This is a genomic window from Flavobacterium galactosi, from assembly GCF_048158585.1.
GTDB lineage: Bacteria > Bacteroidota > Bacteroidia > Flavobacteriales > Flavobacteriaceae > Flavobacterium > Flavobacterium galactosi.
This window is the reverse complement of sequence record NZ_JBLNKV010000005.1, coordinates 1-18,121: the sequence shown is the minus strand read 5'-3', so window position 1 is coordinate 18,121 and position 18,121 is coordinate 1. Positions and strand designations below refer to the sequence as shown.

Genomic DNA, 18,121 nt, shown 5'->3' with positions numbered 1-18,121 from the left:
GAATGAATTTATTATGGATTATAATTCAACCATAGATGATTGCAAAGATTCGAGAATTATAACAGTCGAGAATATTTCCCAGCCAGCGCGAACGCAATGTCATTAAGTTAAGAGCATATGAAAATTTTTAATAAACTAGTTCATTTAAATGAACCCAAACGCAAATGGGTTTCAATAATAATTACAGTCCTAATTTCTGGAATTTTATCGCTTTGGGGAATTTATGGAATTGGTGAATATGGAATTGCACTTTTTATACTAACACCGTTTTTAATTGGATTTTGTTCGACATTACTTTATGGTTACAAAAACAAAATAACAAGAAGTGAAGCGATTTGGATTGGATATACAGCACTTGCAATTTGTACGCTTGCTTTGATTGTATTTGCAATTGAAGGATTAATTTGTATTGCAATGGTAGCACCATTAGGTATTTTATTAACTTGGATTGGAAGTTTGACAGGATATAGTTTATTGCAAAAACTATCAGCTTCTACTCCATCAATTTTATTAATTCTAATTGGAATTATTCCGTTAACTTCATTTGTAGAAAATAAAATCAAACCAGAATTGACTTCGGTAACAACATCGATTATAATACATGCTAAACCTATGGAAGTTTGGAAAAACGTAATTGAATTTCCACAGTTAGACGAACCAACCGAATTTATATTTAAAACTGGAATTGCCTATCCAATGAACGCTAAAATTGTTGGAAGCGGGATTGGTTCTGTAAGACATTGCAATTTTACGACTGGAAGTTTCGTTGAACCAGTAACCGTTTGGGACGAAGGAATATTATTGAAATTTGATGTTCTTGAACAACCTGCACCAATGAAAGAATTGAGTTTTTGGAATATCGACGCACCACATTTACACGATTATTTTGTATCTAAAAAAGGTCAATTTAAATTAACCGAATTAAAGAACGGAAAGACTTTACTTGAAGGAACAACTTGGTATTATCACAATATAAAACCTGCCTTTTATTGGCAAAAATGGAGCGATTTAATAATTCATAAAATTCACGATAGAGTATTAATCCATATAAAAAAGAATTCCGAAAAATCGTAAAAAAATAAACAAAGCAGTTGACAAAGTACTACACTCATAAAATAAATTAATGCTCCCAATACCTAATATCCTTCTAAAAACCAAAATCCTTGTGTTTGATCCCTGTGGTTTTCAACCTACCAACTCGGTGCCGGAAAAAGAAAGTGAGGATTATGGCGCGTATCAATTTGAACTGAATGCACTAAAAATACTATTTCGCGTGGCCAAAACCACTCCGACAAAAGTGGGTCAATTTGTTACGTTATGGAAAAGACTGGCAAAAGGACCTATACAACCTTTTCACGTTTCAGATAACATCGATTTATTTATTATCAATACTCAAAGCGGGGATTATTTTGGTCAATTCGTATTTCCTAAATCAGTGCTTAATCAACAAGGAATCCTTACAACTAATTTGAAAGAAGGGAAACGCGCCATTCGAGTGTATCCTCCTTGGGACATCACAACGAACAAACAGGCACAGAAAACCCAAAAATGGCAATTGGATTATTTCTTGGAAATCCCTTTGGGCAAAACCATAGATTTAGAACGTGCAAAATTCCTTTATTTACAGGAAATTAAATAGCATTTAAATCAAGCTCGTTTAAGTAATTTTAAATGAGGTTTATTAAAAAACGCACTTTATAAATTTTATTTTTATAATATACTGATTTTCAGTTGCTAGAATCAAAATTTATTTTTAATTTAGCTCTTATGAAGGAATTCCTATTTTAGAATCCTACTATCCCCAAAATCTTATTATTTTTTACAAGTTAGACAGGAATATCAATTCAAAACTAACTTACAGGTTAAATCAATTGTTTAAAAAATGATGGGTGTAACTCCTCATTGCATTTTAGGAATCATTTTAAGCATTTCCATTTTCAATACCCCTGTTTCATTTTAATCCGTTTACAGTAATGACATAAAGACAATAAGCGTATAGGATTCGTTTTCTATGTTTCTAACCAAAACCACTACGTTATGGAAACCTTTCAAGACAGTGTAAGTAATAAACCAAAACCGATTAGCTGGATATCCATTGTACTCGTGGCATTACTATTTGCGCTATTGTTTTGGGTTACGTATCAATTTAAAGGAGAGCAACGTTTTACTTTCGTAAATTTTTTTGGTAAAGGCCACGTCATAAACTTTTCAGAAAATTACAGTTATGTTCAATTTCCTTCCAATGAAAAAAATCATGAAGTTCTAATTACTCAAAAAGGTGCGTGTATGGGGTCAGGCTGGTTGCTTTTGCTAGTACCCGCAGTATTTTTATTCAGTTTAGTTTTTCCAAGGAAATTATTAAAAAAATCATTTAAAAAGGAGAAAAAATGAACCATCCTGAACAAATAAAAGCGATACCTAGACGAACCAAAAAAGGAGTCCTAGATGCAGTAATTAGCAGTGCTGAAATTATGGTGTTTGCCTATTTAATCACCTACCCTTTTCCATTTAAAGCAGTAGCTTTTATTCCTTTGGTAATGGTCGCTTTTATCATAAGCCGTGATATCAATTCTCCTTCAGTAACATTTAGGCTTTTATTTAAGAATCTTTTCTCTCTAAAAATGCTTATACAAATTGTTATTGGTCTTGAACTTGGTATTATAGCAGCAATTTATTACAGAGACCATTTAGGAATGCCTATTCTACCTGTAGAAATCAGACCATTCGTGTTAGTGGCAGTAAGTGTTGCTGCCATCGAAGAATTAGTTTTTCGTGGTTTCATACAAGGTCAAATAAGCAAGTTAAATACGGATTTTGCCGTTGTATTTGCCGCATTTGTGCATGCATCTTACAAAGCTTGTCTATTCCTTTCGCCTGTTGCAATACATCAACAAAATATTGTAGCTTTTTTTAAATGGTCTTTTGCGGCTTATATCGTACTGGGGTTTTTAAAGCATTATTCAAAAAGCATCGTGCCTGTTATTATAACGCATGCAATTTTCGATTTGGTTGTTTATGCCGAAGTCCTGCAAGCGCCATGGTGGGTGTGGTAATTAATAAAATGAACTTAAAATTAACAATACAAATCAAGGGTTGAAAGTCTGTTTTTTTTGTGCCGTTAGATACTGAATATTGGTAGTATTAATTGGGTTCAAAATTTGTCAACGTACTATAATCATAGGTACGCGAAATACATATTGGTTATTGTTTTCTACCAATATTCCGTGCGTAACGGCACATCAAAAGTCATAATTCATTTATAAACTAAATCCTATGTATTTTTCAGCTACTACCAGTTTTACAGCGGGTATTGTTCTTGCAGCGATAAGTGTTGCGGTACTAAAAAAAGTGAAAAAACCTTCCCAAATTTATTTTGCCTGTATCCCGATTATTTTTTGTGTGCAACAGATTTCTGAGGGCTTTTTATGGTTAGCATTGACCAAACCTTATTTCGCCCCATTGCAACAAGTCTCAACCTATACCTTTTTGTTTTTTGCTCAAGTGGTATGGCCTTTATGGATTCCTTTTGCCTCGTTGAAACTCAAAAAAGAAGAGGAGAACGTTCTTTTTCAGTGGGTACTGGTAGTGATAGGCTTATCAGTAGCTTTATATCTTGGGTATTGTTTGATCAATTATCCAGTTGAAGCCAAAATTATTGGACGCCATATCTCCTACCTACAAGGTTATCCAATAGTCTTTAGCTCTTATGGAGACCTACTTTATATCATTGCAACTGTTGCTCCACCACTATTCTCAGAAATCAAAAAAATGTGGATTTTAAGCATTACCATCATAATTTCCTATATCATCACAACCATTTTGTATGTAGATTATATCGTTTCGGTTTGGTGTTTCTTTTCTTCAATTATTAGTATATCTGTACTAATCGTTATGGATGAAATTAAAAACCCCAGTAAAAAACATTCCAAATACTATTCCAGATACTATTGCGATGATCATAATAAAAGTCCCAGTATTTAAAACCTGAAATTTAGATTTTATTATAATTTATTCTTCAAGTTTTCTTTCACGCTATCGAACCATTCATTGCTGAGAATACTCAAAATAATACTGTCTCTGCGTACGTCACTCCCTAAAGTGGGCATGTGATTTCGCATAACGCCTTCTACTGTACATCCTATACTTTTCATGGCAGCAATACTTCGCTGGTTGTTATTGTCTGCGCGAAATTCTACGCGTTCCATTTCAAGGGTTTCGAAAGCAAATTGCAACAGCAAAAATTTACAGCGTTTGTTTAGTCCGGTGCCCCGGAAATCTTTTCCGTACCAAGTGTAGCCCAATTGCAAGGTTTTGAACTCCAAATTAATATCGTAAAAACGAGTACTTCCAGCATATTTTCCAGACTTTTTATCGAAAACTATAAAGGGGAATTCGGTTTTATTTTCTTTCGCTTTTAAGGCTATTTTGATGTAGTTTTCCAGATTTTCTTTACCGTTTGCCCGCACTAAGGAATATTCCCAGGTTTCGGGTTCGTTGAGGGATATTTCCAATAAATTTTCAACATCCGTTTCCTGTAAAGGACGCAGTAAAATTGATTCGTCTTCGAGGATTGTATTTTGAGGGAATTGAGAAATAGACATGATTCTTTTTTTTGCTAATTTATAAAAAAAAGACAATACCAATTGGTATACATCTAGTACGATTTTTTAAACATATAAGGAATATAAATTCATTTAAGAGAGACCCTTTTGAATTCATAAATGGAATAATATCCCCCTTTTCATAGATAATCGCTGATGTCTTAGCCCAGATAAAAGAGAAAAGCCCACAGTATAAAACACTAATTTTTCTTGTTATAAAAGAGCAACCAACGGAAGCTCCTTTTATGACTTAGAAAAATAGTATTTTATGCGCGGACTTGAAACAGTTAGCTGTCCCGAGCCTTCGGGATAGCTTCTAAAAATGCTACTCACTCATTTCATCGTAACGCTCTGGAACTTGGGGATCGTACAGTGGACAATTGAACTCTGCCAAGGCATCTACCAATTGATTCATAATTTTCCCTTCGGTGCCGTAGCAATCGATTTGAATGCTTTGAGGAGTAGTTTTTATTTGAAAAGCACCTTTCCCTTTGTTATTTTTCCAACTGTTGTCATCTACTTTTTCCCATTGAGAGAACAGTTTATTGATCCTATTGAGGATGACTGTTACAGGAAGCTCTTCGAGACCTATTACTTCTTGTTCCTCAATAATGGCTTCGTAAACCAAGTGATGGTTTAGATAAATGCCATCCTGATATCTCCAAAAAAGTAATTCGTACATGTCGTGTTGCTTTATTTTTTAATATTCAAAAGTTCCGTACTCGCTGGTAATAGTCAGTTTTTTAGTCTCGGCTGCTTCTACTCTACCTACGATTTGTGCATCAACATTAAACGATTTTGAAATCGCGATAATGTCTTGGGCAATAGCTTCGGGAACATATACTTCCATGCGGTGTCCACAATTGAATACTTGGTACATTTCTTTCCAATCGGTTTTGGATTGTTCTTGTATCAACTGAAATAATGGAGGAACTGGAAATAAATTGTCTTTTATAATGTGTAGATTTTGTACAAAATGTAAAATTTTGGTTTGCGCTCCTCCACTGCAATGCACCATTCCGTGAATTTCATCAGCAGTATATTTGTCTAAAATTTTCTTGATAATAGGCGCATAGGTTCTGGTTGGCGAAAGCACTAATTGACCTGCATCGATTGGCGAATTTTCAACAGCATCGGTCAATTTTACTTGTCCGGAATAGATTAATTCTTCAGGAACTGCAGCATCAAAACTCTCCGGATATTTGGTTGCCAAATATTTCCCGAAAACATCATGACGCGCCGATGTTAATCCGTTGCTTCCCATTCCGCCATTATAGCTTTTTTCGTAAGTAGCCTGACCAAAAGAAGCCATACCTACAATTACATCACCCGCTTTAATATTAGCATTGTCAATTACTTTAGAACGTTTCATACGAGCCGTTACGGTAGAATCTACGATAATAGTTCGAACGATATCCCCTACGTCAGCCGTTTCACCTCCTGTGGAATGAATGGTCACGCCAAAAGAATCCAGTTCTTTGATTAATTCTTCGGTTCCATTGATGATTGCTGAAATTACTTCGGCAGGAATAAGATTTTTATTTCTTCCAATGGTGGATGAAAGTAAAATATTATCCGTTGCTCCTACACACAATAAATCATCGATATTCATAATCAATGCATCTTGGGCAATACCTTTCCAAACAGAAATATCTCCTGTTTCCTTCCAATACATATATGCCAGAGAAGATTTAGTTCCCGCTCCGTCCGCATGCATAATCAGGCAATAGTCTTCGTCTTGGGTTAAATAATCAGGGACAATTTTACAAAATGCTTGAGGAAACAATCCTTTATCGATGTTTTTTATGGCGTTATGCACATCCTCTTTGGATGCCGAAACACCGCGAAGCGCATATCTTTTTGAAGTATCTGAACTCATGTAGTCTAGTTGTGTAACCTGCTTTTGGGCAGATGTGTTTTGCGGCAAAGATAATTATTTTTTTGGGTTTTGCCTATTGGGTTTTCAAGTGTTTCGTTAAATCTATAATCTATAAATCGAATGTGGATTTATTTCATTAAATTTGTCATACTATTTTGTTTACTAGTACTTTATAAAACAAATACAAAAAATAATCTGTAAACAAATCCTGTTTATCACAATGAGCATGCTACTAAATTTGGATTGATTTTAATTAAAATTTATAGCTAAACCCATTTAAAAGTTTAAGAAACTTTAACCTAAAATTAAACTCAAAAAAGTGGAAACCAGCGACCACATAAAAAAACGGGGCCCTTACCGAAAAGCCATAAGAGTAGGAAACTAAAAAACACAACATTATGCCTAAATATGTAATTGAAAGAGAAATTCCCGGTGCAGGTAAACTCACTGCCGATCAGTTAAGAACCATTTCACAAACTTCTTGTGGAGTACTGGGTAAAATGGGACCACAAATCCAATGGGTCAACAGCCAAGTCACCGCCGACAAAATCTATTGTACCTATATCGCTCCCAACGAGGATATGATTCGGGAACATGCAAAGGCAGGTGGATTTCCAGCAAATTCCATAAGTCAAGTATTCGCTACCATTGACCCAACAACTGCAGAACAAACAGTTTAGTAAAATTCAACTTTTTTTTAAAAAATGCCTATCCAAAACGGATAGGCATTTTTATGAATTAGTGTTTGTCATTATTTTGTAAACAACAATTCTCTATATTTAGTCAATGTCCAAAGTTCATTGTCTACCAACAACTCCAGTTTATCACAATGTTCACGGATAACTTCAAAATAAGGCTTTACGTTATTACAATAGGCCTCAGCCATTTCTTGAGCATCAGTCATTACATTTGCTTTCTTTCTTTCGTTAGTCATTTCAACTACTTTAGAATTGATTCCTTCAATATGTCTTGAAATATCTTTGATTAATATAATTTGCTCTTTGGCAATTGTTTCAAACTCAGCTCCAAAAATATCTTTCAACCCTTTAACATTTTCAATCAACGTATTTTGGTAACGGATTGCAGTTGGAATAACGTGATTTGTAGAAATATCACCTAAAACTCTTCCTTCAATTTGAATTTTCTTAGTGTATTCTTCCAATTCAATTTCGTAACGCGCTTCCACTTCAATGTGGTTCATGATACCCATTTCAGAAAACAAATCTAAAGCTTGTTTAGAAGCTCTCGCTTTCAATGCTTCAGGAGTAGTTTTAAAGTTACTCAAACCTCTTTTCCCTGCTTCGATTTCCCATTCATCACTGTAACCATCTCCTTCAAAAAGAATTTTTTTGGAAACTTTAATATACTCTCTCAAAACATTGAAGATGGCATCGTCTTTCTTCATGTCTTTAGATTCAATCAAAGCATCAACTTCAATTTTAAAATCTTTCAATTGTTTAGCAACAATAGTATTCAAAGTCGTCATTGCATTAGCACAGTTTGCTGAAGATCCTACTGCTCTAAACTCAAATTTATTTCCTGTGAACGCAAATGGTGAGGTTCTATTTCTATCCGTATTATCCAAAAGCACATCTGGAATTTTACCTACTACATTTAATTTTAAATCTGTTTTCTCTTCTGGAGATAATTTCCCGGTAGTTACCCCTTCTAATTCAGCTAAAACTTTGGTTAATTGCTCTCCAATAAATACAGAAATAATTGCCGGTGGTGCTTCATTTGCACCTAATCTATGGTCATTACTTGCCGTTGCAATTGCACCTCTTAATAATGATTCATAATCATTTACCGCTTTTATAGTATTAATAAAGAAAGTCAAGAACTGTAAATTGCTCATAGGCGTTTTACTTGGACTCAACAAGTTTACTCCAGTATCAGTTGCTAATGACCAGTTGTTGTGTTTTCCGGAACCATTAACTCCTTTGAACGGTTTTTCATGGAATAATACTTTCAAATCATGACGTTCAGCCACTTTTTGCATTACATCCATTAATAAACAGTTGTGGTCAACTGCTAAGTTAGTCTCTTCAAAAATAGGTGCCAATTCAAATTGATTTGGAGCCACTTCATTATGACGTGTTTTAACCGGAATTCCTAACAACATACATTCTTGCTCTAAATCCCTCATGTATGTTAACGCACGTGTTGGAATTGAACCAAAATAATGATCGTCTAATTGTTGCCCTTTTGCAGAGGTATGTCCAAGCAAAGTTCTTCCTGTCATCAAAAGATCAGGACGAGAATCTGCTAACGATTTATCAATCAAGAAATATTCTTGTTCCCATCCCAGAGTTGCAGTAACTTTCTTTACATTTTTATCAAAATACTTACATACTTCTGTAGCCGCCTCATCCATTGCAGATAAAGCTCTCAATAATGGAATTTTATTATCTAATGCTTCTCCTGTGTAAGAAATGAAAACCGTAGGAATACATAAAGTAGTTCCATAAATAAATGCTGGAGAAGTTGGATCCCAAGCTGTATATCCTCTTGCTTCAAATGTGTTTCTGATTCCACCATTTGGGAAACTGGAAGCGTCTGGTTCTTGTTGTACTAATTGTGCTCCACCAAATTTTTCTACCGGATCGCTACCGTCATAAGATGTTTCAAAAAAAGCATCATGTTTTTCAGCAGTTGTTCCTGTAAGAGGTTGAAACCAATGAGTATAATGAGTAACCCCTTTTGACAAAGCCCACTCTTTCATTCCCATTGCTATATAATCAGCTAATTTCCTGTCTATTTTAGTTCCGTGTTGAACGGCACCTTGCACTCCTTTGAAAGCATCCGAAGTCAAATATTGCTTCATTGCCCTTTCATTAAACACATTTGCACCAAAAATAGTTGATTTTCTATCAGTCTCTTCAAATTGAACTGGCTTTCTGGTTGAAGCTTCTCTCAAAGCTTGAAAACGTAGTGTTGACATAATTTATAAATTTAAATATTAATCGTGATTTAAAATACATACAAATATAATTCATTCCTGTAATATTTTAATCCTCTCATTAACATATCTTAACTTTCTTTTTTAACATAGAATTAAAATTAAAAAAATTAGCCATTTCACTTTTGAAGTAATAAAAATCTTAACTATTTATTAATGACTAAAAAACTAGCATTGTGAATTTAATTTTTATAGCTAATTAAAATTGCGTTTTTTTAAATATACCCCTAAAAAAATGAAGTAATGCTAAAAATTATACCTCGTTAGATAAAAATTACCCCCTGATTTTACGACATCGACAAATTAATTTATATTTGCAAAAGAAAATTATCAAAAAGAAAATAAATTTATATTATTATGGCTAAAATAAAGTTAGAATACATTTGGTTAGATGGATACGAACCAACTCAAAACTTAAGAAGTAAAACTAAAGTTGAAGAACACGAAAATTTTAAAGGAACATTAGAAGAAATAGGAAACTGGTCTTTTGATGGTTCATCTACAAAACAAGCAGAAGGTGGTTCATCTGATTGTTTATTAGTACCTGTTGCTATTTATCCAGATCCTACACGTATCAATGGATACTTGGTAATGACAGAAGTTATGAATGCTGATGGTACTGCTCACTCTTCTAACGGTAGAGCTACTATTGATGATGATGGTGATTTCTGGTTTGGTTTCGAACAAGAATATTTTATTATGGATACTAAAACTTTATTGCCTTTAGGATTTCCAATTGGAGGATACCCTGCACCACAAGGGATGTACTACTGTTCAGTAGGTGGTAAAAACACACACGGAAGAGGTTTAGTAGAAGAGCACGCTGATTTATGTATCGCTGCCGGAATTAACTTTGAAGGTATCAATCAAGAAGTTGCTTGTGGTCAATGGGAATTTCAATTATTCGCTCAAGGCGCTAAAAAAGCAGGTGACGAAATATGGATTGCCAGATATTTACTAGATCGTTTAACTGAGAAATACGGTTACTATATTGATTACCACCCAAAACCATTAGGAGATACCGATTGGAATGGATCTGGAATGCATGCTAATTTCTCTAATGAAATATTAAGAACATGTGGTTCTCAAGAAGTTTACGAAAAAATATGTGAGGCATTCAGACCTGTAACTGCAGAACACATTGCTGTTTACGGAGCTTATAATGACCAACGTTTAACAGGTAAGCACGAAACTGCTTCTATCCATGATTTCTCTTATGGAGTTTCTGATAGAGGAGCTTCAATCAGAATCCCATTAATTACTGTTCAAAAAGGATGGAAAGGATGGTTGGAAGACAGAAGACCAGCATCTAACGGTGATCCATACAAAATTGCTGCTAGAATTGTAAAAACTGTAAAATCTGTTTTAATTGAAGATTCTGTTTTAGTATAAGAATCTATTTTCTAAACTTGATTTGTTTATAAAAAAAAGTGCCTTCATTTGTGAAGGCACTTTTTTTTTTAGGATTAGACAGGAATATATATTCCCAACCACAACTTTATTTTAAATAAGGTTCAAATTTAAAAAATCAAAAAGTATCTTTACCAAACGTATAATTAACAACTTTATATATGATTGTCTGGATTTTATTTTTAGCTGCCATCTTACTATTTCTTGCACTCGATTTAGGTGTTTTTAATAAAACACCACATATTATTAGTTCCAAAGAAGCTGGTAAATGGACTGCTATATGGGTAACTTTATCTTTTTTATTTTCCGGAGTTATCTATTGGTTATATGGCAATAATTATATTTCGAATCCGGATGGATTGAAACCAGCCGCAGCATCAATAAAATTCATTACCGGATATTTAATAGAATTATCTTTAAGCGTAGACAATATATTTGTAATTGCTATTATTTTTTCTTCTTTTAAAATACCGCGAAAATACCAGCATCGCGTTTTGTTTTGGGGAATTCTTGGTGCTATTGTTTTTAGAGGTCTAATGATTTATTTTGGAGTTTTACTTATCAATAAATTTTCGTGGACAACCTATATTTTTGGTATATTCCTGATTTATACTGCAATGCGAATGCTGTTTACCCGTGAAGATGAGAAATTTGAACCCAAAAAATCTTTTGTATACAAAACGTTACGAAAAATTATGCCGATCACTAGTCATATCGATGAAGAACATTTCTTTGTAAAAAGACGACATATTACTGCCGCAACACCACTTTTTGTTGCATTGGTAATTATTGAAGTTATGGATGTTATCTTTGCACTTGATAGCGTTCCTGCAATTTTGGCTATTACAAACGATCCTTTCTTAGTTTTTAGCTCGAATATTTTTGCCATATTAGGCTTGCGTTCCATGTATTTCTTTTTGGCCAATATGTTAGAAAAATTTGCCCATTTAGAATATAGCCTTATTGCTATTTTAACTTTTGTGGGACTCAAAATGTTACTTCACGATTTTATCGAAATCCCAGAATGGGTATCATTAGCTTTTATAGCCATTTCGCTATTGACCGGAATTATTGTATCTATAAAACTGGGAAAAGAAGAAGTTGCTGAAGAAAATAGTTAATCTGCAATCGTAAAAATAAAAGCATAAAAAAAGGAAATCTTACGATTTCCTTTTTTACTTATAACTCTAAAATTACATTTGAATTTTTTGAATTTGACTTTCATTTAATTTTAAAGTCGACATAACCGCTTCAAAACTATTTTTATTGATTGAAGTGGCATAACCTGCTGGTACAATCACAATTCTTAAGACCTGATTCAATCTAAAGTCTGTAGAAACCGTTTGCAAATTATTACCAATCATAAATACATTTACATCTCTTGTAGTATAATCTTGATCATAGCCAAAATCTAATGTTCCGTCACTAAAATAATGAGTTTCAGGCAATAATTTCCATACGTCATTACCTTGTGAAGTACCGGATAATCGGTATACTAATACTACATCCGAAGAATAAATCGGATAATTAAACGTGATTAATTTACTGTAATCATTCGTTGAAGTAAACGAAGCATTAACTTCAAATACTTCACTAGTCGTGTTATCTACAATAGGTCCATCGTTTACGGTACAACTTTGTAAACTAAATAATCCTACAATGGCTAAAAGGGTAAATATCTTTTTCATGTTTTTAAAATTTAAATGGTTAATTTTATTTTCTATATTCATGAATTGTGCCAAACTTTATTTTCGAAAAAAAATATAGCTTTTAAAATGGAAAAACAACTAAAACTTTACATGCTAATGCTGGGCTGTAAGCCGATAGGAAGGTTTACAGAACAACACGATATTTTTTTCGGAATTGGAAATTCCTTGAAAAATTTGATTCCACAGATGAAATTTTTTTGGCCTGAAGCCAAAGGAAAACTTCATATTGATGCCTGGAGAGAAGTTGCTGTAGTCAATAATTATTCGATTGAAATCATTCCCAAAGATCTAGTCGAAAATACCGCTTCCGAAAAATTATTTTTTATTAATCTGGGTGGTTACAAAGAAAATGAATTTGAAGAATACCATTATAAAATGCTTTCTGTTGCCAAAAGTTTAGGATTAGCATCCAAAAATGCCAAAAAAACCACTTTTTATAAACATTGTGGTTTCAAAGGAGCCACTTCCCATATTGATGAGAAATACGGAATCGATGTGGATGATTTTTATAATGTATCTGATATAGTAGACAAGCAATTTAAAGAACAATATACATTGAAAATCACAAAATCTGAAACTGATTTAAAAGAAGATAAATTGCATATTGGCTATTTAAAATTAAATAAAATCACTTTTTAATTTTTGTAGGTTAGAATCAGTAAACAAAAAAAAGCATCCGATTAAGGATGCTTTTCAGTTAAAATTAGTTTTTAAAATTATCTGGAAGACATTACTTTTTTCACACTGCTTCCACGATCAGTAGTCACTTTTACAATATACACCTGCTCTTTTCCTCTATTTAATTTGAGGTCTAGCGCAATTTCTTTGTTCAAATAACTATTGGTATCCATTTTAGAAAGTACCGAAATACCCTGTGCATTAAACACCTCAATTTTCACATCAGACACATAATCAAATTTATATTTGATGGTGAGTTGGTCTTTGAAAGGAACAGGATACGCGTCAAAACCTACGTTGGTGGTTTTAGCGGTTAGAGTTGTTTCTACGGGAACAATTGTTTCTGTAGTTTTAGTATCTGGATTGGTAATTTTAGCTGGAGATGGTGCTGCACAATTTGAGTTATCGCAATTTGCAGCATCTGAGATACAGCCAGAACTTAGTTTTTTAACTTTTATACCCGTTACTGAGCCCGGAGCTAAAGGAGAAAATAAAGTACCTGCCTTCCAATTTACACCATTATCAATACTATATTCATAATCAGTACCTAGTGGACTAAGAATGGTAACCGATCCTGTTGTTGGTCCACAAAGAGACGGTTGCACTACGCAAACAGTTGGAGCTGGTTGTGATGCTTTATCAACTGTTACAACTACACTATCTGTGGCTGTACATCCATTTACTCCTGTTACCGTTACAGTGTAGGTTGTTGTAGCTGTTGGCGTGGCTGTTGGATTAGCAATATTTGTTGCACTCAATCCCGCTACCGGTGACCATGAATAAGAAACCCCTCCTGTCGCATTTAATGTCGCATTTAATGTTGTACTTGGGGTGATACAGTTTATTGTTACATCGCCTCCTGCGGCTGCCGTCGGAGCTGCTTTGTCTACCGTTACAACTACATCATCTGTAGCTGTACATCCATTCGCTCCTGTTACCGTTACAGTATAGGTTGTTGTACTTGTTGGTGTAGCTGTCGGATTAGCAATATTTGTTGCACTCAATCCCGCTACCGGCGTCCATGAATAAGAAATGCCTCCCGTCGCATGTAAGGTTGTATTTGGAGTGTTACAGTTTATTGTTACATCGCCTCCTGCTCCTGCTGTTGGAGCTGCTTTGTCTACCGTTACAAGTACACTATCTGTAGCTGTACATCCATTCGCTCCTGTTACCGTTACAGTATAGGTTGTTGTACTTGTTGGTTTAGCTGTTGGATCAGCAATATTTGTTGCACTCAATCCCGCTGCCGGTGACCATGAATAAGAAACTCCTCCTGTCGCATGTAAGGTTGTAGTTGGAGTAGTACAGTTTATTGTTACATCACCTCCTGCACCTGCCGTTGGAACATCTTTGTCTACAGTTACAACTACACTATCTGTAGCTGTACATCCATTTATTCCTGTTACCGTTACAGTATAGGTTGTTGTACTTGTTGGTGTAGCTGTTGGATTAGCAATATTTGTTGCACTCAATCCTGCTGACGGTGACCATGAATAAGAAACTCCTCCTGTCGCATGTAAGGTTGTAGTTGGAGTAGTACAGTTTATTGTTACATCACCTCCTGCCCCTGCCGTTGGAACGTCTTTGTCTACAGTTACAACTACACTATCTGTGGCTGTACACCCATTTGCTCCTGTTACCGTTACAGTATAGGTTGTTGTACTTGTTGGTGTAGCTGTTGGATTAGCAATATCTGTCGCACTCAATCCCGCTGCCGGTGACCATGAGTAAGAAACTCCTCCTGTCGCATGTAAGGTTGTAGTTGGAGTAGTACAGTTTATTGTTACATCACCTCCTGCACTTGCCGTTGGAGCGTCTTTGTCTACAGTTACTATTACGCTTGCCTGTGCTGAACAGCCATTAGCCATAATGGTTTTTGTAACAGTATAGGTTGTTGTTGACGTCGGATTTGCTGTTGGATTACTCACTGTTGAAGAACTCAAGCCGCTTGTTGGACTCCATGAATAGGTTGCTGTTGGATCATTTGTTTCACCGATTGCTATTCCATTCGGATTCGAAATACAGGTCTTAATAAAAGGACTTCCTGCACTTACTGTTGGGGCTGAAGATGACCCCACTGTTCTGGTTTTAGTTGTAGAGCATTGATTCGCATCTTTGATGATAAAACTGTGGCTACCTGCTACTAAATTTGAATATGTTGTTGCACTCGTAAAACCAGAGCCATCTATAGAGATCACATAGGGAGCCTTACCTCCGGACGGAGATACAGTAATTGAACCTCCTGCAGTACAGGTTGCACTAGTAATTGCGAAGGTTGCATCTACACCAACACCAATTGGAATAAAAGGTAATGTTCCGCATTTAGGATTAATAGTTGACGGGTTGTTAAACAGAACATCGCAGGTTTCTCCAGGAGAAGCCGAAGTCCATGCTAAATATAGATCAACAATTTCCAATGATTGATTGCAAGCAATCGCTATATCTGTGGTTCCGTATGTAGCTGGCAAAAAATTATCGCTTGATTTTTTGATATTAGAGGCACAAGCAAAAATTTTCACCCCTATCGGTTGTTCTGGAGCAATCACATTACCACTAGCATCAACGGGATCACCATTAGCATTTCGTCTAATCAAAGTACCCCAGAAGGCAAAAGAGGTTCTAGTTGAGCCCGTTTTATTTCTAATGCCTAAAATCAGTTTTCTGGTACCTGTACAATTGCATGGATCAGTAACAGGAGCTGGCAATGTGACACTAATTAGTTCCAAATCTTTTGATGTACAAGAACTTAAACCTGGAAAAGTTTGTGCAGTTACAGTTGTAAAACCAAAGAAACTTACTGATAAAAAAATAACTATGTTTCTTAAATAAAGAAACATTCCCTTATATCCTGATTGTGAAACGTTGTTTTGGGAATACCCGCTTGCAAGGTTCTTATTTTGTGACTTAGGACTAAAATAAGAGAAATTAGATATAAAAAAACTTAATGCAGAAATTATGTTTTTCGATAAATAGCAAGAACTAATTTTGCCTGATAAAACTTCGAAAAACGTCAGAAGTGAATTTTTTTTCATGATAATAAAGTTTTAATACCATACTTGTTAAAAGCAGGAAACTAGCAGACTGGGGATGAAAAAAATTATAAAAAAATACAACTTCATAAAAAAATATGAAGAAATCCATCATCAAAAGAATATTTTTTTTGAGGGAATAAACAAACCTTCATTAACCAAAAAGGGGCTTTAAAAAAACTTAAAAACCTAATTTTTAAATTAAAAAGTTAAAATAAGAAAAACAGAAAGCTTCGATTTTGAGAGTCAAAACTTGCTATAGCAATACACCTTCATAAACAATCTTATGAAGCACACCATCATCAAAAGGATATTGTATTGTGGGGAGCAATAGTTAAAATCTTTTTATCAACCTGTAAGCCGTTTTATAAAAAATAGCTTGGAATTTGATTCTAATTTTGTTAAATCAAAGTTTAATAAATGAGTCAAAACATTAAATAAGAAGAAACAATAAATCAGATAAAAAACCAAATTTATCCGATTAAAAATCGTAAAACTAAGAAAATAACTATTTAAAAAAAAGCACTCATAATCAACAAATAAATCATTTAAAAAACTAAACAACAGTATTTTAAATTAAAATTGTATTAATTTTTAATTTTATTCCTGCATAAATAAACAAATAATAATAAAACCTCGAAAATTTTCATTTTCGAGGTTTTATTTTATATTCTAGTCCGTTCCATTTTTGGACTAGACGATTACTAAAAAACTACTTAGAAGTCATTACTTTTTTCACACTGCTTCCTCGATCAGTAGTTACTTTCACAATATAAACTTGTTCCTGACCTTTATATGAATGAAGGTGTAACGAAACTTCTTTGTTCAAATAACTATTGGTATCTGTTTTTGAAAGTACTGAAATCCCTTGTGCATCATATACATCAATAACCACATCAGACACGTAATCAAAATCGTATCTAATGGTCAGCTTATCTTTAAAAGGAACCGGATAAGCAGTAAAACCAGCCGTATTGCTCAAACCAACTTCTTTATGAGTGGCACTAGTTCCTCCCAATGGACATCCCGTATTATTAAGAATATCCAATTGAGTTGCTAATTTTCCAGGTTCAGTTCCTCCAGCTAAATACGCTGCATTAACAGCATTAATTACTGATTGAGTATTGCTACCATAAGGTGCTGGAAAATCAACTTCATCACTACAAACATTCAACAAAGCGGCTACACCTTGACGAGCTAAATTATAAATACCGCCGCCTCCTAAATTTAGAGCTTGCAATAAAGTTAAATTAGCAAGATTAGACGGTGCATTTACAAACACATCACCAAACAACATTGAAGGAGAATAAGAGGAACACCATCTGTCAGTATGGTTTTTCCAATATCCTAAGGTACATCCCTCACATGCAGTAACTATAATAATTTGGCTGCATGAAATTGATGTATTACCACAAGCGTCAGTAGCAGTCCAGGTTTTTGTATAGGTCACTGAGCCGTCCGCGTTATTTGTTGTAGTAATACCCAAATCATTCAAAGTTGGGTTTGGATCGCAACTATCACTTATTGTTGGAATACCAAAAACAGGTATAGTGCCACATGCAAGTGTTTGACCCGCTGGACAAGTAAGAGTTGGTGCTGTTGTATCAACTGTCCAAGTCACTGTACGTGTTGTAGTAGCACTATTGCCACAGGCATCTGTTGCAGTGAAAGTTCTTGTTTGGGAACGCAAACAACCATCAATTACGATTGTTCCATCGGATTGGGTGATCGTTGGTGTGCCACAGGCATCTGTAGCTGTCGCTCCATCAAGAGCTACCAGGATAGCAGCTGAAGTTGGGTTACATCCAAGTGGAACGGTTGCATAGCTGCCGGTGAACGCCGGTGCTGTTGTATCA

General features: G+C 34.7%; 16 protein-coding genes. 9 read left to right on the top strand and 7 right to left on the bottom strand.

Annotated elements, in window-relative coordinates; all coding sequences use genetic code 11:
• Nucleotides 1-117 precede the first annotated feature (117 nt).
• The 5 genes from ACM55M_RS11540 (at nt 118) to ACM55M_RS11520 (ending at nt 3,981) form a co-directional block, all read left to right on the top strand.
• Nucleotides 118-1,074, top strand: a complete 957-nt coding sequence (locus ACM55M_RS11540) for an SRPBCC family protein (protein WP_416857805.1) — start codon at nt 118-120, stop codon at nt 1,072-1,074.
• Between the two features lie 49 nt (nt 1,075-1,123).
• Complete coding sequence (locus ACM55M_RS11535) at nt 1,124-1,639, top strand: MepB family protein (protein ID WP_416857803.1); 516 nt, start codon at nt 1,124-1,126, stop codon at nt 1,637-1,639.
• 398 nt (nt 1,640-2,037) lie between these two features.
• Nucleotides 2,038-2,391, top strand: coding sequence for a hypothetical protein (locus ACM55M_RS11530; RefSeq protein ID WP_416857802.1), 354 nt, complete (start codon nt 2,038-2,040; stop codon nt 2,389-2,391).
• Nucleotides 2,388-3,053 carry a CPBP family intramembrane glutamic endopeptidase gene (locus tag ACM55M_RS11525; RefSeq protein ID WP_416857801.1) on the top strand — a complete coding sequence of 222 codons (666 nt, stop codon included), beginning with the start codon at nt 2,388-2,390 and terminating at the stop codon, nt 3,051-3,053. The genes ACM55M_RS11530 and ACM55M_RS11525 overlap by 4 nt, the downstream gene beginning before the upstream one ends.
• 220 nt (nt 3,054-3,273) lie before the next feature.
• Nucleotides 3,274-3,981, top strand: coding sequence for a DUF6629 family protein (locus ACM55M_RS11520; protein ID WP_416857799.1), 708 nt, complete (start codon nt 3,274-3,276; stop codon nt 3,979-3,981).
• Between the two features lie 20 nt (nt 3,982-4,001).
• On the opposite strand, the gene ACM55M_RS11515 is transcribed toward ACM55M_RS11520, so the two are convergent.
• The 3 genes from ACM55M_RS11515 to ACM55M_RS11505 all read right to left on the bottom strand — a co-directional run bounded on the left by ACM55M_RS11515 (nt 4,002) and on the right by ACM55M_RS11505 (nt 6,480).
• Nucleotides 4,002-4,601: a GNAT family N-acetyltransferase gene (locus ACM55M_RS11515; RefSeq protein ID WP_416857798.1), complete on the bottom strand. Its 600-nt coding sequence runs from the start codon at nt 4,599-4,601 to the stop codon at nt 4,002-4,004.
• A gap of 325 nt (nt 4,602-4,926) precedes the next feature.
• Nucleotides 4,927-5,283, bottom strand: coding sequence for a hypothetical protein (locus tag ACM55M_RS11510; protein WP_416835831.1), 357 nt, complete (start codon nt 5,281-5,283; stop codon nt 4,927-4,929).
• Between the two features lie 18 nt (nt 5,284-5,301).
• Nucleotides 5,302-6,480 carry an AIR synthase related protein gene (locus ACM55M_RS11505; RefSeq protein ID WP_416858128.1) on the bottom strand — a complete coding sequence of 393 codons (1,179 nt, stop codon included), beginning with the start codon at nt 6,478-6,480 and terminating at the stop codon, nt 5,302-5,304.
• 398 nt (nt 6,481-6,878) lie between these two features.
• Here ACM55M_RS11505 and ACM55M_RS11500 point away from each other — a divergent pair, with 398 nt between their 5' ends.
• The gene (locus ACM55M_RS11500) at nt 6,879-7,160 is read left to right on the top strand and encodes a DUF4242 domain-containing protein (RefSeq protein ID WP_416857796.1); all 282 of its coding nucleotides are present in this window, start codon (nt 6,879-6,881) and stop codon (nt 7,158-7,160) included.
• 71 nt (nt 7,161-7,231) lie between these two features.
• Here the strand turns inward: ACM55M_RS11500 and ACM55M_RS11495 are convergent, their stop codons facing one another.
• A complete protein-coding gene (locus tag ACM55M_RS11495) occupies nt 7,232-9,421 on the bottom strand; it encodes a glutamine synthetase III family protein (protein WP_416857795.1) in 2,190 nt (729 codons plus the stop codon).
• Between the two features lie 375 nt (nt 9,422-9,796).
• Between ACM55M_RS11495 and ACM55M_RS11490 the strand changes: the two genes are divergently transcribed.
• Nucleotides 9,797-10,831, top strand: a complete 1,035-nt coding sequence (locus tag ACM55M_RS11490; protein ID WP_416857793.1) for a glutamine synthetase beta-grasp domain-containing protein — start codon at nt 9,797-9,799, stop codon at nt 10,829-10,831.
• A 179-nt stretch (nt 10,832-11,010) separates the two neighbouring features.
• Nucleotides 11,011-11,970 (top strand): TerC family protein, encoded by a 960-nt coding sequence (locus ACM55M_RS11485; protein ID WP_416857792.1) that lies wholly within the window; start codon nt 11,011-11,013, stop codon nt 11,968-11,970.
• A gap of 72 nt (nt 11,971-12,042) precedes the next feature.
• Here the strand turns inward: ACM55M_RS11485 and ACM55M_RS11480 are convergent, their stop codons facing one another.
• Complete coding sequence (locus ACM55M_RS11480) at nt 12,043-12,537, bottom strand: hypothetical protein (RefSeq protein ID WP_416857791.1); 495 nt, start codon at nt 12,535-12,537, stop codon at nt 12,043-12,045.
• 87 nt (nt 12,538-12,624) lie between these two features.
• On the opposite strand from ACM55M_RS11480, the gene ACM55M_RS11475 reads away from it, so the two are divergent.
• On the top strand, nt 12,625-13,197 hold the full coding sequence (locus tag ACM55M_RS11475; protein ID WP_416857790.1) for a DUF1543 domain-containing protein: 573 nt from the start codon (nt 12,625-12,627) through the stop codon (nt 13,195-13,197).
• 77 nt (nt 13,198-13,274) lie between these two features.
• Here the strand turns inward: ACM55M_RS11475 and ACM55M_RS11470 are convergent, their stop codons facing one another.
• Nucleotides 13,275-16,268 carry a T9SS type A sorting domain-containing protein gene (locus ACM55M_RS11470; protein WP_416857788.1) on the bottom strand — a complete coding sequence of 998 codons (2,994 nt, stop codon included), beginning with the start codon at nt 16,266-16,268 and terminating at the stop codon, nt 13,275-13,277.
• Nucleotides 16,269-16,977: 709 nt separating this feature from the next.
• On the bottom strand, nt 16,978-18,121 hold a 1,144-nt coding region (locus ACM55M_RS11465), incomplete at its 5' end, for a T9SS type A sorting domain-containing protein (RefSeq protein WP_416857786.1).

Excerpts from the sequence above, each read along its gene's own strand:
- ACM55M_RS11540 (WP_416857805.1), top strand. The coding sequence starts at position 118 with ATGAAAATTTTTAATAAACTAGTTCATTTAAATGAACCCAAACGCAAA.
- ACM55M_RS11535 (WP_416857803.1), top strand. The coding sequence starts at position 1,124 with ATGCTCCCAATACCTAATATCCTTCTAAAAACCAAAATCCTTGTGTTT.
- ACM55M_RS11530 (WP_416857802.1), top strand. The coding sequence starts at position 2,038 with ATGGAAACCTTTCAAGACAGTGTAAGTAATAAACCAAAACCGATTAGC.
- ACM55M_RS11525 (WP_416857801.1), top strand. The coding sequence starts at position 2,388 with ATGAACCATCCTGAACAAATAAAAGCGATACCTAGACGAACCAAAAAA.
- ACM55M_RS11520 (WP_416857799.1), top strand. The coding sequence starts at position 3,274 with ATGTATTTTTCAGCTACTACCAGTTTTACAGCGGGTATTGTTCTTGCA.
- ACM55M_RS11515 (WP_416857798.1), bottom strand. The coding sequence starts at position 4,601 with ATGTCTATTTCTCAATTCCCTCAAAATACAATCCTCGAAGACGAATCA.
- ACM55M_RS11510 (WP_416835831.1), bottom strand. The coding sequence starts at position 5,283 with ATGTACGAATTACTTTTTTGGAGATATCAGGATGGCATTTATCTAAAC.
- ACM55M_RS11505 (WP_416858128.1), bottom strand. The coding sequence starts at position 6,480 with ATGAGTTCAGATACTTCAAAAAGATATGCGCTTCGCGGTGTTTCGGCA.
- ACM55M_RS11500 (WP_416857796.1), top strand. The coding sequence starts at position 6,879 with ATGCCTAAATATGTAATTGAAAGAGAAATTCCCGGTGCAGGTAAACTC.
- ACM55M_RS11495 (WP_416857795.1), bottom strand. The coding sequence starts at position 9,421 with ATGTCAACACTACGTTTTCAAGCTTTGAGAGAAGCTTCAACCAGAAAG.
- ACM55M_RS11490 (WP_416857793.1), top strand. The coding sequence starts at position 9,797 with ATGGCTAAAATAAAGTTAGAATACATTTGGTTAGATGGATACGAACCA.
- ACM55M_RS11485 (WP_416857792.1), top strand. The coding sequence starts at position 11,011 with ATGATTGTCTGGATTTTATTTTTAGCTGCCATCTTACTATTTCTTGCA.
- ACM55M_RS11480 (WP_416857791.1), bottom strand. The coding sequence starts at position 12,537 with ATGAAAAAGATATTTACCCTTTTAGCCATTGTAGGATTATTTAGTTTA.
- ACM55M_RS11475 (WP_416857790.1), top strand. The coding sequence starts at position 12,625 with ATGGAAAAACAACTAAAACTTTACATGCTAATGCTGGGCTGTAAGCCG.
- ACM55M_RS11470 (WP_416857788.1), bottom strand. The coding sequence starts at position 16,268 with ATGAAAAAAAATTCACTTCTGACGTTTTTCGAAGTTTTATCAGGCAAA.